General features: G+C 50.0%; 12 protein-coding genes. 8 read left to right on the forward strand and 4 right to left on the reverse strand.

Annotation, left to right across the window (positions count from 1 at the left end; translation table 11 throughout):
- Nucleotides 1–50 precede the first annotated feature (50 nt).
- On the reverse strand, nt 51–1,529 hold the full coding sequence (locus NFR28_RS01125; protein ID WP_251178000.1) for a helix-turn-helix transcriptional regulator: 1,479 nt from the start codon (nt 1,527–1,529) through the stop codon (nt 51–53).
- Between the two features lie 378 nt (nt 1,530–1,907).
- Here NFR28_RS01125 and NFR28_RS01130 point away from each other — a divergent pair, with 378 nt between their 5' ends.
- The 3 genes from NFR28_RS01130 (at nt 1,908) to NFR28_RS01140 (ending at nt 5,614) form a co-directional block, all read left to right on the forward strand.
- The gene (locus NFR28_RS01130) at nt 1,908–4,319 is read left to right on the forward strand and encodes a molybdopterin-containing oxidoreductase family protein (protein ID WP_251178001.1); all 2,412 of its coding nucleotides are present in this window, start codon (nt 1,908–1,910) and stop codon (nt 4,317–4,319) included.
- A gap of 3 nt (nt 4,320–4,322) precedes the next feature.
- The gene (locus NFR28_RS01135; RefSeq protein ID WP_251178002.1) at nt 4,323–4,859 is read left to right on the forward strand and encodes a 4Fe-4S dicluster domain-containing protein; all 537 of its coding nucleotides are present in this window, start codon (nt 4,323–4,325) and stop codon (nt 4,857–4,859) included.
- A gap of 158 nt (nt 4,860–5,017) precedes the next feature.
- Nucleotides 5,018–5,614, forward strand: coding sequence for a TorD/DmsD family molecular chaperone (locus NFR28_RS01140; protein ID WP_251178003.1), 597 nt, complete (start codon nt 5,018–5,020; stop codon nt 5,612–5,614).
- On the opposite strand, the gene NFR28_RS01145 is transcribed toward NFR28_RS01140, so the two are convergent.
- The 3 genes from NFR28_RS01145 to NFR28_RS01155 all read right to left on the reverse strand — a co-directional run bounded on the left by NFR28_RS01145 (nt 5,611) and on the right by NFR28_RS01155 (nt 8,552).
- Entirely contained in the window at nt 5,611–6,942 is a 1,332-nt protein-coding gene (locus NFR28_RS01145) for a Fic family protein (RefSeq protein ID WP_251178004.1), read from the reverse strand. The genes NFR28_RS01140 and NFR28_RS01145 overlap by 4 nt on opposite strands.
- 385 nt (nt 6,943–7,327) lie before the next feature.
- Nucleotides 7,328–7,771 (reverse strand): universal stress protein, encoded by a 444-nt coding sequence (locus tag NFR28_RS01150; protein ID WP_251178005.1) that lies wholly within the window; start codon nt 7,769–7,771, stop codon nt 7,328–7,330.
- Nucleotides 7,772–7,835: 64 nt separating this feature from the next.
- Nucleotides 7,836–8,552: a sulfite exporter TauE/SafE family protein gene (locus tag NFR28_RS01155; RefSeq protein WP_251178006.1), complete on the reverse strand. Its 717-nt coding sequence runs from the start codon at nt 8,550–8,552 to the stop codon at nt 7,836–7,838.
- An 85-nt stretch (nt 8,553–8,637) separates the two neighbouring features.
- On the opposite strand from NFR28_RS01155, the gene pxpB reads away from it, so the two are divergent.
- The 5 genes from pxpB to NFR28_RS01180 all read left to right on the forward strand — a co-directional run bounded on the left by pxpB (nt 8,638) and on the right by NFR28_RS01180 (nt 13,245).
- Nucleotides 8,638–9,366: a 5-oxoprolinase subunit PxpB gene (gene pxpB / locus NFR28_RS01160; protein ID WP_251178007.1), complete on the forward strand. Its 729-nt coding sequence runs from the start codon at nt 8,638–8,640 to the stop codon at nt 9,364–9,366.
- Nucleotides 9,367–9,369: 3 nt separating this feature from the next.
- On the forward strand, nt 9,370–10,479 hold the full coding sequence (locus tag NFR28_RS01165; RefSeq protein WP_251178008.1) for a 5-oxoprolinase subunit C family protein: 1,110 nt from the start codon (nt 9,370–9,372) through the stop codon (nt 10,477–10,479).
- 10 nt (nt 10,480–10,489) lie between these two features.
- Complete coding sequence (gene accB, locus NFR28_RS01170; RefSeq protein WP_251178009.1) at nt 10,490–10,975, forward strand: acetyl-CoA carboxylase biotin carboxyl carrier protein; 486 nt, start codon at nt 10,490–10,492, stop codon at nt 10,973–10,975.
- Between the two features lie 87 nt (nt 10,976–11,062).
- On the forward strand, nt 11,063–12,412 hold the full coding sequence (gene accC / locus NFR28_RS01175) for an acetyl-CoA carboxylase biotin carboxylase subunit (protein WP_251178010.1): 1,350 nt from the start codon (nt 11,063–11,065) through the stop codon (nt 12,410–12,412).
- Nucleotides 12,412–13,245, forward strand: a complete 834-nt coding sequence (locus NFR28_RS01180) for a putative hydro-lyase (RefSeq protein WP_251178011.1) — start codon at nt 12,412–12,414, stop codon at nt 13,243–13,245. Before accC ends, NFR28_RS01180 begins: the two co-directional genes overlap by 1 nt.
- The last annotated feature ends 2 nt before the right edge of the window (nt 13,246–13,247 follow it).

Here is a 13,247-nt window from a genome sequence, read left to right on the forward strand (position 1 = left end):
CTCCTAACACACTGGCGAAATTGTTTGCAGCTAGATTAGCATACGGCCAGCTAGTCGTTCTTCTCAACCAGATCAATAACCTCTTGACGGTCGTGGACATCAAGCTTTTTATAGAGATTCGACAGATGGGTGTTCACCGTTCCCGGCGTTACGCCTAGCTCTTCGCAAATGCGCGCATTCGTGCGGCCCTTCGCAATAAGCATCATGATTTCTTCTTCGCGTTTTGTCAGATTATAGTCAAGCGCAATTTGATGTCCGCGCTCGTGAAACGGCCGCTTTCCTTGCGAAATCGGACCGCCCAAAAGCCGCGCCATAGACTTTTCCGTGAAAAGGAACAAGTAAGCGAAAAACAGCAACACCACGCAGACAAGCGTGCAAACAGACAGCAGTCGCGGCGTCACATCCGCAAACGTACGCACCAGGCCGCCCAGAAACGTCCCCGCAAGCGAACCTGCCATAAGCGCCGACCAGCCAATACCAAACGTAAACAACACGGGCAATTGATAGAGGCTCGTGGTGCGCGCAAGCACCACCCAGGCAAGCAGCAGCACAATGCAATAGATACTCAATCCTAAAACGTCCGCCAAAGCCGTACCTGTACTCACAATGGGCACCAACAAAAAGATAAGCCCCATACTAAAAACGCTCGAGCGATAAGCGCCCGCAAAATCAAGCGAGTCGCTTGAGAGCATCGGAGCGCAGATGACAACTACTGCCACAATAGTTCCGATCACAAAAAACCACGGATAGCTTCCGTTATCAATAAGAAACAACGGATCGAAGAGAAGCGCTTGCGCAAACGCGCCCGACCAAGCCAAAACGCCCAACGAAAGCACCGCATTCACCGAAAAAGCTCCTGCACGAAGAGGCGTCGTTGACTGCGTCAACCCCTCTTCGTCGCACCAAATATTAAGGCGTTGATAGAGCACGAACCCGCTGATTATGGGCAGCAGCACGGTGACAGTAATGCTAATTGCAAGCGGAAGCGCAACAGCAATTGCAAAAATTGCCGCGGAGAACAAAAAGGATGTGGCGGTTTTTGCCATAACCTGCAAGATGTTCATGCGCACAAACACCTTGCTCCATCCAAGAATCATGACGCCCACACCCACGCCGGCCACCGTTGATGCAAGAGAGCACCACGGCTGCTCAAATGCGTCAACGTGCTCAATGACAGCAAGCAAGATGCTGCTTGCCGAGACAAGCACAGGAGCAACCCATTGCACTACTCGTCTGCGCATACACCGCGCGAAACCGTTTGATGCAAGCGCCGCTACAAGCAGAACACCAATTATGCCTAAACTGGCGAAACCCATAACACTATTAAAGTGCGTTATGTCGTTTCGAGTTGAATAGTGAATAGAAGTGCTAAAGAAAGTGATGAACTGCCACGCCAGAATTGCAGCAAACCCTAACACACGCCGATCAAATATATCAGCGAGCGTCACATTATTAAGATGAGCACGTATACCACCAACTGCTTCTGTCACGCCAGAAAAGGGTAGCTGCTCTTGCGGCTTATTCGGCACTGAGATCCCCTCCCGATCCTTGCCGTTTGCATCTGCTTTGCTAAGGTACCTTCTCTAAAAAAGGACCGCGTCTCTGAGCAAAGACTTCGAAAAAAGTCTATCAGTTCAAAGGAACGTGGCAATACTACAAAGCGCTTCTCGCGCGAAAAAAAGCTCATATGATCTATATGTATTTCCTGGTCACAATACCTTTTTAGAAATATGCGAAACCTACGATTTTATTCAATACGCAAGACCGATAACCTCATAGGTGTCGCTTGTGCGACCCCTGTGTCTCTTAAAGGGGCTTCTCTAAATGCTTGAGAGAGGGGGCTTAATCTTTAGGGAGAGATAAGCCGCAAAAAAGGTACAGGGACACGAATAAGAGGAGGAGAATTTATGGCTGAATTAACTCGTCGTACGTTGCTTCAAGGCGTCGCCGCGTTAGGTGCCGCTGCAATGCTGGGTGGCTGCACATCCCAAACGCTCACCACCGACGAAGAGCAACTTTCGCAAACCGGAGACAACACAGGCGCAGAGCCAGTTGTTGAAGTTAAACATGCATGGTGCAAGATGTGCGGACCTGCTCGCACTCACTGCTCAACACTATGCACCATCAAAGACGGTCGCTGGGTTCATGTAGAAGGCAACCCCGAGGCCGGCAACAACTACGGCCGCGGTTCAAAGACCTTGTGCGCTAAAGGCAACGCTGCTATGCACACCGTCTATTCACCCAACCGTTTGCTCTACCCCATGAAACGCACGGGCGAAAAAGGCGAAGGCAAATTCGAGCAAATCACCTGGGATCAGGCTATCGAAGAAATTGCCGCTAAGCTCAAAGAGCAAAAAGAGCAATACGGCGCTGAAACCTATGGCGTTTTGTCGCCGCAGTACTACGAAGTACTAGGAACGCTTGGTCGTCGCTTCTTAAACGTTCATGGTTCACCGAACTACCTGCACTCTGCAATCTGTAATTCGCAGCGTATGTTCTCTCGCCTGGTAACTTTGGGCGGTCCAAATCACCTGGGCGCCACCAGCACCGAGCCTGGTCAGCTAGACAAGTGCAAGTTGTTGGTTGCCTGGGGCTACAACTCAGAAAACTCCGCAATCAACCAGGGCAATCCGAACGGTCGCTTGGATGCACAGGAAAATGGTACGAAGGTAATTGACATTCGCCCCATGCAGGAAGGCTTAGGCTCGCATGCCGATTACTGGCTGCCCATCATTCCTGGCACTGATGGCGCTTTGGCAATGGCCATCTTGAATGTCATCATCGAAGAGGATCTCTACGATCACGACTTCGTTGAGAATTGGTGCCTCGGTTTTGACGAACTTGCAGAGCACATCAAGCAGTACCCGCCTTCATGGGCAGCTCCTATCACGGGCATTCCTGAGGAGCAGATCATTGAGGTTGCTCGCGTTATGGGAACCACCAGCCCAATGGGCATCTATATCGGCAACGGCATTGGTGACCAATCAGCCGACAGCCATTGGACGGTTGCTTGCGTATGCCTGATTGAGGCAATCACCGGCAACTTAGGTATTGCTGGCGGTGGCGGTGCTCGCATGGTTATGCCCGAGCCGCTCATCAAGACAAACGATATTGATCTTCTCTCGGATCGTCTGCCTGCAAGCGAAGAAGACAAAACCAATGGTTGGATGGCTGGCGTCTCTAAGCTGGTTGGCCCGGAGACCCCGCGTTGGTTCCAGACCATGGAGACCCAAGAATCAGGCCCAACAACCGCGTACAACAAAGGTATCCAGTCAATCTTGACCGAAGACCCCTTCCCGCTGCGTTGCATCTTGGGTCAGTCATCTAACCCCATGTCAGCAACTCGCCAGCCGAAGACCGTTGCTGAAGCGCTCAAAAAGCTTGACTACTACGTGGTTATGGATGTGGCTTGGAACTCATCGTGCGATTACGCTGACATTGTTTTGCCGGCAACCACGCAGTATGAATCCGCTGATCAGTTCGCCATCAAGAATTCACCGGCTGGCACCTTCATTGGTATCAACCAGGTGATCTCTGAACCCATGGGCGAATGCCACTCTGACTGGCAGTACTACCTGGATTTGGCGGTTGCTATGGGTTATGGCGACGATTTCTGGAACGGCGACATTGACGTAATGCTCTCCGAAATGCTTGATGGCTCAGGCATCACCCTTGAAGAGCTGCGCGAAAAGGGCTACATCTTTAAAGAGCGCACCGATGGTGCCCAGCCCACTGAGCCTGAATACCAGAACTATGAGAAAATGTTCGCCTCCTTGCCCGAGGGCAAAGTACAGTGCGTAAACGAATGGATTGGCGGCAAGCCAAACGCTATGGACACCGGCATGATTGAGCGCCTTCCTGTCTACAAAGGCGCTCCGGAAAGTCTGGATGGCACTCCCGACATTGCTGCTGAGTATCCGTTGGTCATCTCTGACGTTCATGCATATCGCCTTTGCAACCATAGCTACTATCACGACGTACCGTATCTGCGTGAGTTGCAACCGGAGCCGTGGGTCAAAATCAATCCGGCAACCGCAAAAGAGTATGGCATTGAAGACGGCGATTGGATGCTTATCGAATCTCCGCATGGATCCATCAAGATGGTTGCGCGTTACTTTGAAGCCATTAACCCTAACGTGCTGATGACCAAGCGTGGTTGGTGGGAGCCTTGCGAAGAGCTGGGACTTCCTGGCTATGGCGCATTAGACGGCGGCAGCGAAGTAAACGTTTTGTATGACGACAATATGGCCAACTACGACGGCTTCACGTCATCCATGGCAAAGCAAACGTTGGTCAAGATTTCGAAGGTAGAGGGGTAAATCATGGCTGAACAATACGGATTCTACGTAGATACAAGCCGCTGCATCAAGTGCTGGGCATGCGTTGTAGCCTGCAAACAGTGGCATGAAATTGAAGCAGGTACGGTTTCTCGTCGAAATGTCCAAGAGACCGTTGAGGGCACGTTCCCCGAGGTCAAGCGTAAATTTGAGTCTCTCTCATGCATGCATTGCGAAAACCCGCTCTGCCTTGCTAACTGCCCCCAAGGCGCCATTAGCAAGCGCGACGAAGACGGTGTTGTAGTTGTTGACGACGAGTTGTGCATCGGCTGCAAAACCTGCTCAAGCGCCTGCCCGTTTGATGTGCCGCAGTACACAGAAGTTGAAGGTGGCGGCTTCAAGATGGACAAGTGCGACACCTGTCTTTCTATCGGCCGCGAAGACGAGCAGCCTCATTGTGTTCTAACCTGCCCCGTGCAAGCACTTCACTTCGGTCCGCTTTCTGAGATGGAAGAAGCTGCGAAGGCAAAGGGCGGTACACGTCTTGATGGCGAAACCACCCCGAGCGTGTTTGTCTCCTAAGAGTCCAACACCAAGCTTTAACTTACTCCAGACCAAAGCGGTCTGATCCATTCTCAAGACAGGCGTCGCCCCTTCCCTCCCAGATAGCGGCGCCTGTCTTATACTTTGATCTCAACGCATTAACTCACGCGATCAACTCACGTCCAAAAGGAGGGTTTATGAACACCGCTGAACTACAAGAGCTCTTGCAACAAAGCAATCTTGCCTACCATTTCCTATCACGTGCCTTTATTGGAGCTCCTGACAAGGCCTTTATTGATGTTGTACTTGATGAACCGAGCGCACAAGCTTTGTTGCCTGAGTTTTATCAAGAAGCACATGATGCTGACCGTGAAGCTTTGCGCACCGATTTAGCCGCAGACTTTAATCAACTCTTTTTGGGCATGAGCTCTCATCCTGTTGCCCCCTACGAATCTGTGTACACCTCAGAAGAGGGCTTGCTTATGCAAGAGGCGCGCGATGAAATGGTTGAACTGTATAAGCATTATGGTCTAGCCGTTGATGCGTCATTTGATCTTCCCGAAGACCATATTGCACTTCAGTTCGAACTTACCGCGCACCTCTCTCAACTTGCACTTGATGCCCTTGCATCAAATGACGAAGAGAAAGCTTGCGCCTTAGCGGCTGAGCTTGATATCTTTACCAAAAACCATCTTGGTTGGATAAACACCTTTTGCGATGACATCCAAAAGCATGCACGCACAGCGTTTTATTACAACCTGGCTGACCTTACGCGAAAGACCGTAGCGCTTTAAAACGTCTCATTAGACGCATCTTGCGAAGCTTGCAACGAGAGCGCTGCCTCGCCCAGGCGAACAATGCGCTCTCGCAAGTCATCGCACGCACGAAACACAAAAGCCTTACCTTCTTGCTCGCGCACCAAAAAACCCGCTTGCTCAAGCTCCAAAAAGTCAGAGCGCGCCGTTGCATATGCCACGCGAAACATACGCTGATGTGGAGCAATACGCAAAAAGGCATCTGGTTCGCGTACAAGCGATGCCAAGATGGATTTCTGTCGATGATTGATATCCGAAGAGAGCAGCTCATCAATACGGTGATTGAGCCGTTCCAATTCTCCAATAGCAAGCTCAAGCCGATCAAGCTCTTCAAGATAGAGTTGCACATTCACGGCGAAATACGAAGTGAAGTCAAACCCAAAGCCATAATCTCGTGACCAATTATTAAAGACCGCTTCCATCTGCGGTGTGTTGAGTTTACCGAAAGGATAATACCCAACCGGCAGCCAACTCAAGACGGGAAAACCCCACTTGATAGCCATAATGTTGCGAAGCAAAATGCCCACGAGTGTATTAAGAGAGGGAAAGACATCGAAGTTCCAAAAGAACCACGAAACATTAATGATGCGCAATACGGGTCCAAAACGAGACTCGTCTCCAAAATCATCACTGGCGCGTTCGCAAATTGCATCCATGCAATCCTTAGCGCTAGGAGGCAAGAGGCGCTCGTCAAGCTTGCAAACCTCACCACGACATGGCAGATGAGAGGCATCCACGCCCTCAATAAGCTGATAGTACAGCGTCTCAATCAGCCCGTGTGTGATTTCGCGTTCTGCCAAATGCTCAGCCATATTACTCAAGACGAAATAGTTTGAAATAACCCGATCTATATCATTTTCTAAAGGCGCGCCCACAAAGATTTCGTGAATGCGCTCTTCTGACACCGTAATCCGATCCGCCTCAAGCCCACGCGCAAGAGTCTGCTCCAAAAAACGCGTGATATAAGGAGACCCTTGCAGTGTCTGCAAAGACAAATCCAGCGGGAAGTGCGTAGCGCATCGCAACTCCAGCATCTTAGAATCAAACGAAAGCGCACTGGTAGTAACAAACCAAAAGTCCGCATTGCGAAAAGGATCATCAGGTAAAAAAAATGCCGCTTGCTTGCGAATTGCCGTGAGGATCATCCAGACTTCGTCTTTGGTGTAGCCTTCGGGCAACTCGTAATCATCTAAGCTTTCGTGCAACAAAAGCCCCTGATCAGCAACGGTTCGTAATTTGCGAAGCCGATCATCGCACAAAAGATGAAGCAAGTCCTCAGCTGAAATATGATTGATCTTTCGCGCCATATCTCCATCCTCACAGGTGCGCTTTAACTATTAGTGCCGAGCGCTTCTTATTATCAATAAGGGATATTAGTATTATCAAATTAGGATAAGTATATTATCAAATGCGGATATATCTATTATCAATTTTCTAGATATTGATAAATACTGATCAAAAACGTATAGTTATGACCGTGAAACAGGGTCGAAGGAAGCTTCAATCTGCCGCTGTGGGCATCTCCTTGTTTGGGGCTTCCGTAGATCCTTTTTTAAGGGGAATTATTCATAGTTGGATAGAGCGGCTCAAAAACGGAGCGCACGCCTACCAACAAAAAGGGAGCTCCCACTTGGTGGAAACTCCCTTATTCATATCGTAAGAGAGGGCTTACGGATGAATCATCACAAGCCACTAATCTTGTTTAACGACCAAGACGTCGCAACGCATGGAGCGGATCAAGAATGTGGAGACACTACCCACAAATGCGTATTTGATATTCGAAAGACCGCGCTCTCCACAAACAACCAGATCCGGATCAATCGGCTCAATGAGCTGCTTGGCGAGCGTATCAGTCACACGACCAGCACGAACAATAAATTCGACGGATGGGATATTGGGATTATCTGAAGCTTCCGCAAATACCTCCGAAAGTTCTTCTGCAATACGCTGCTGACTCTCAGCGCATAACGCTTCAAAATCAACACCGGACGCCTCATAAGGCACCGAATCAATCACATGCCCGAATACCAATTCAGCATGGTTTCCTGCAGCCAAAGCGATGGCACGTTGTGCAACAGCTTCTTGCGTAGAGCCGCCATCAAGAGCAGCAAAGATGCGCTTATATCGTTGAGCCATGATCCCGTCCTTTCATCGGTTGATCGCCCAAAACAAGTATAACAGAGCATCAGTTGTTCAAACTCTACGAGGAAGTTACAAGAAGCACCAGACCAATTCCCAGCAAGATAACGTAGGTACACTTCAAAAAGCGCTCTTGGCTTAAGTGCTTTTGAAGCCGCTGCCCCAAAAGCGTTGCCACAATTGCCGCTGGAATGCACCACACAATCACGTCGAAGACAGACGAGGTAAAGCTTCCTTGCCCAAAGGCTATACATGCATAGAGAAAATTCAAAACCATCCATACCGCGGAAAGCGTAGCGCGAAATTGCTGCTTATCAGTGATTTTCTGGATAGCATAGATCACCAAAAGTGCGCCACCAGAAACAAACATACCCTGAATAAGACCGGCTAAACCAATTACAATCCAAAGCGCCCACTCAGGCAAAAACCGCTGCTTTTTCGCCAAAAGACCACGTAAGCCCACGACAACAATAAGGGCACCATAGACCTTAAGAAGCGCCGACAGCGGCAACAGCGTATCAAGCCAAATTCCTATCAACACAAAAGGCAGCATAACGCTCACCATTTTTGCCAGCTCTCGCCAATGAATATGCTTGTAGTTAATAAGCGCCAGCGAGCCGCACGCCAAAAAGCCCATCGTGTTAAGTATGGCTACCGAACTGGTGAGCCCTAACAGCGTTGTACCTACCGGCATAGCAAACAGATTGCCTGCAAAACCAGTAATAGCTTGAACCGTATACGCGAAGAAAAACGCCGCTACAAAAAGCGCCTTATCCATATATGCTACAATCCTTATCTACTAACAATCGCTCAAACGGTATCAGATTGAACCCTCACCAGCAACCTCATAGAAGCGGACGGCTATGGCTCAGTTTAGTATCACTATTGCCGGAGACTCAGCTATAAACCTTGTCTTCGGAACCACTATTTCCCCTGAGACAAATGGGGTTATTCGAAGTGCCGTACAAACCCTTGAGGCTGATCCTCTTGACGGAGTAACCGAACTAGTTCCCACGTTTTGCTCTCTGATGGTGCTTTATGACCCACTCGTCATCGGCTTTGATGAGCTCTGCGAACGAGTGCGCGGCAAGCTTCGCAATCTCACATCTTGCACGCAGACAGTCAAGCGCATCGTCAAGATACCCGTCTGCTATGACGAAGAATTTGGACCCGACATGCACACGGTGGCAGCTCACGCACACCTCACGCCCGAAGAAGTTATCGCACTTCATTCAGGCCACGACTACCTCATAGACATGCTGGGTTTCCTTCCGGGTTTTGCCTATCTTGGCGGCCTTGATGAGCGTCTACACACCCCCCGTCTTGCCACTCCGCGCACACGTCTTGAAGCCGGATCAGTGGGCATTGGCGGAGCACAGACCGGCGTCTACCCACTTCCGTCACCTGGCGGTTGGCAGATCATCGGCAGAACTCCGGTGAAACCTTACGATCCTGATCGTAACCCACCCATCTTATATGCAGCAGGAGACTACATGCGCTTTGTCCCTATTTCAAAATCAGACTACTTCACCATTGATGCGCGAGTTCAAGCGGGAACATATGTGTGCGATGTTGTGCTTGAGGAGCGCTAGATTATGGGAGTTACCGTCAACAAGCCTGGAATTCTTACTACTGTCCAAGATGCGGGACGTAGTGGTTACTTAGGTAGTGGATTTTCGCCTTCTGGCGTTATGGACAAACGTGCATTTCGGATTGCGAATTTACTGGTAGACAACCCGGAAAATGCACCAGTTTTGGAATTTGTGCTTGCAGGTCCCACCCTGCGTTTCACCACCAATACCTTCATTGCCATTACTGGTGGAGATTTTTCTCCCCGCCTTGACGGCAAGCCCATAGCCTCGTATCAAGCACATTTCGTGCGACGCGGTCAAATGCTCAGTTTTGGCGCACCTCAAACGGGCATGTATGGCTACTTAGCAGTTGCCGGGGGCTCATTTGCTCTCCCTGAAGTCATGGGATCGCGTTCCACCAACCTCAAATGTGGTATTGGCGGCGTTGAAGGACGCGCACTTACAACAGGAGACTATCTTCGTTTTGAAACGCGCAACTTAGATTATCTGGCAAACCTTGGCAGCCACAAACTAGAAGACGACGCAGGGTTTTACGGCTTTAACCAAGATGAAATTATGCTGCGCGTTATTCCCGGTCCACAAGAATCTCTTTTTAGTGAACAAGGCATTACTACCTTCTATTCACAGGCATATCAAACCACCTCCAAATGTGATCGTATGGGGTATCGCTTGGAAGGACCTGAAATTCAAACCGTAAATGGTTCTGATATTATTTCGGATGGCATTGCACTTGGTGCTATACAAGTACCGAGCCACGGTAGGCCAATCATCATGCTTGCCGATCGGCAAACTACCGGCGGTTATGCCAAAATTGGCACCGTCGCATCGGTAGATATCCCCAAATTAGTGCAGTGCAAGCCGGGTAAATCAATTCGTTTCACCCCTATTAGCGTGGAAATTGCTCAAGAGCTTCTTCGCAAAGAAAAAGAAGAGATTCAAGCGCTTGAGAAAATTGTGCGAAGGCCCTGTTATGGCGGCGCTTCTCCTCGAAAAACAGCGCGGCGCCTCACTCCTATCTTAGAAAAGCAGGCGCGCATCAGCAATGGACACAAACTGTGGATTGAACTTGAAGAAGACCTCAAACATCCCGACAGAATGATCGAGCGGGCATAAAGGAGACGTTATGGAAACCAAAGAGATCAAAGAGTTACTGAGCATTATGGACGAAGGTGACTTAACTGCACTTCGATTTGACGATGGCACCGTTAAGATTGAGCTTGAACGTTCTCGTACCTCGCTTTCATCTGCAGCTGCACTTCCTTTAGCTGAGCGTGTCGGACAACTGCTCAGCGCGCGCGACGACGGCGCAAACGTTACCGAAGGCGTGCAAAGCGCAGCCTTGCCCGTTGACGAAACATCAGTCACGCTTGTTCGCAGCCCCATGATTGGTACGTTCTACACCGCTCCAAGCCCTGATGAGGATCCCTTTGTACGCATCGGTCAAGAAGTCTTAACAGGTCAAACGCTTGCTATTGTTGAGGCTATGAAGATGATGAACGAAATCACCGCACCTGCTCCGGGCGTCATCACCGAAATCCTTGCAGCTAATGGTACGCAAGTTGAGTACGACCAACCCTTGTTCCGTATCTCAACAGAACCCACCGCCTAAATTGTCACTGCGCAGCTTTAGCGCGCATGCCGCCTCTGCATAAACTGCGCAGCACATAGCTTAAAGCTTACCTCTCAGGAGAGATGCATGTTTAATAAGGTTCTCATAGCAAATCGTGGCGAAATTGCCGTGCGCATTATTCGCGCATGTCGCGCCATGAATATCAAGACAGTAGCGGTATATTCCACTGCAGACAAACAAGCGCTTCACACCTATTTAGCTGACGAGGCGGTCTGCATTGGTCCGGCTCCTGCACGCGATTCATACCTGAACACCACAGCAATTTTGACCGCAGCAAAAGGCACAGGCGCCGACGCCATTCATCCTGGATATGGCTTCCTATCAGAAAATGCAACCTTCGCCAAAATGTGCCGCGACAACGGCATCACCTTTATCGGGCCCACCCCGGAAGTCATTGACCGCATGGGCAACAAAAGCGCAGCTCGTCGAACTATGATGGAAGCAGGCGTTCCGGTTGTACCCGGCACGAAAAAGGGCATCCATGACGTTGAGCGGGCCATCATTGAAGCGCGTGGCATTGGATGGCCAATTATGATTAAGGCCTCCTCTGGTGGCGGTGGCAAAGGCATGCGCGTGTCTGAAAGCGAAGAGGATTTCTTCGACCAATTCAATATTGCTCAGCGCGAAAGCGTGAATGCTTTTGGTGACAACACCATGTATTTGGAGCGCTGCGTGCGCAACCCTCGCCACGTTGAGGTGCAGATCATCGCCGACAACCACGGCAACATTGTTGCTATGGGTGAGCGCGATTGCTCAGTGCAACGCAACCACCAAAAAATGATTGAAGAGAGTCCTTCGCCGCTGCTTGATGATGAACTGCGCGCACAAATGATGGACGACGCGGTAAAAGCAGCACGCGCGGTTGGTTATACCTCTGCGGGAACAATTGAGTTTCTTATGGATGAAAACCGTAATTACTACTTCATGGAAATGAATACGCGCATTCAGGTTGAACATTGCGTCACTGAGATGGTTACACATAGAGATCTTATGGGTGAAATGATTCGCGTTGCTGCAGGCGACCCACTTTCTTTCACGCAAAATGATATCGTGCTGCAGGGACACGCCATTGAATGCCGCATCAACGCAGAGATGCCCGAGCGCAACTTTATGCCAAGTCCGGGCGTGATTTCTCAGATGCATCTTCCAGGTGGCATGGGCGTGCGCGTAGACACCGCAGCGTATGACGGTTTCGAGATTTCGCCTTACTACGACTCCATGATTGCCAAGATTATCGTACGTGGACGCGACCGCACCGAAGCAATTGCGAAGATGCGCACCGCCCTTGAAGAGATGGTTATCGTGGGCGTGGATACCAATCTAGATTTTCAGTTTGCCATCATGGAGAACGAAACGTTTCGCGAAGGCAAAGCTGATACAAGCTTTATCGAACGATTCTTAAAAGGTGAAGTGTAATGACACCACAACCAACCAAACCAACAGGTGTGTCTGAGGAGGTATGGACTCAGATGCTTGAAGCAACGCCCGCCAAGGCACGCCATATTATTCGTGAGGGTCGCTATAACGCTCCAACGAGTGGCCTGTGTCCCGGATTTGCCCAGGCGAATCTGATTGTGCTTCCCAAAGAGCAAGCCTATGACTTTTTGCTCTTTGCACAGCGAAACCCCAAGCCGTGTCCGCTTTTGGAGGTCACTGATGTTGGTCAACGCATGACGCAACTTTGTGCCACCAACTGTGATATTGCCACCGACTTTCCGCGTTATCGCATCTACGAGGAAGGCAAGTTGGTTGCTGAAGTGGACAACGTGGCTGACTATTGGCGCGATGACCTGGTGTCATTTGTGATTGGATGCTCATTTTCGTTTGAGAGCGAACTTGTTGAAGCAGGCATAGAGATGCGCCATAACACGCAAGGGCGCAACGTATCTATGTACCTGACGGATGTAGAGTGTATTCCCGCTGGCTCAATGAGCGGCAAGATGGTGATGTCCATGCGTCCGCTTCCGCCTGATCAGGTGATCAAAGCTGTGCAAATTTCTGGCGCTATTCCAAAAGTTCATGGTGCACCCATGCATATTGGAGATCCAGCTGCCATTGGAATAAGTGACCTTTCGCAACCAGACTTCGGAGATCCGGTTGATATATATCCTGGTGAAGTGCCTGTATTCTGGGCTTGTGGAGTTACTCCTCAGTCGGTCGTCATGAACAGCAAGCCGCCGTTTGCCATCACGCATGCACCCGGCTGCATGCTGATTACCGACACCAAAAACGTTGATCTTAAGGGGTAGCT

It is taken from the genome of Adlercreutzia agrestimuris (assembly GCF_943193125.1).
Taxonomy (GTDB): Bacteria; Actinomycetota; Coriobacteriia; order Coriobacteriales; family Eggerthellaceae; genus Xiamenia; species Xiamenia agrestimuris.

Excerpts from the sequence above, each read along its gene's own strand:
- pxpB (WP_251178007.1), top strand. The coding sequence starts at position 8,638 with ATGGCTCAGTTTAGTATCACTATTGCCGGAGACTCAGCTATAAACCTT.
- NFR28_RS01150 (WP_251178005.1), bottom strand. The coding sequence starts at position 7,771 with ATGGCTCAACGATATAAGCGCATCTTTGCTGCTCTTGATGGCGGCTCT.
- NFR28_RS01130 (WP_251178001.1), top strand. The coding sequence starts at position 1,908 with ATGGCTGAATTAACTCGTCGTACGTTGCTTCAAGGCGTCGCCGCGTTA.
- NFR28_RS01165 (WP_251178008.1), top strand. The coding sequence starts at position 9,370 with ATGGGAGTTACCGTCAACAAGCCTGGAATTCTTACTACTGTCCAAGAT.
- NFR28_RS01135 (WP_251178002.1), top strand. The coding sequence starts at position 4,323 with ATGGCTGAACAATACGGATTCTACGTAGATACAAGCCGCTGCATCAAG.
- NFR28_RS01155 (WP_251178006.1), bottom strand. The coding sequence starts at position 8,552 with ATGGATAAGGCGCTTTTTGTAGCGGCGTTTTTCTTCGCGTATACGGTT.
- accB (WP_251178009.1), top strand. The coding sequence starts at position 10,490 with ATGGAAACCAAAGAGATCAAAGAGTTACTGAGCATTATGGACGAAGGT.
- NFR28_RS01140 (WP_251178003.1), top strand. The coding sequence starts at position 5,018 with ATGAACACCGCTGAACTACAAGAGCTCTTGCAACAAAGCAATCTTGCC.
- accC (WP_251178010.1), top strand. The coding sequence starts at position 11,063 with ATGTTTAATAAGGTTCTCATAGCAAATCGTGGCGAAATTGCCGTGCGC.
- NFR28_RS01180 (WP_251178011.1), top strand. The coding sequence starts at position 12,412 with ATGACACCACAACCAACCAAACCAACAGGTGTGTCTGAGGAGGTATGG.
- NFR28_RS01145 (WP_251178004.1), bottom strand. The coding sequence starts at position 6,942 with ATGGCGCGAAAGATCAATCATATTTCAGCTGAGGACTTGCTTCATCTT.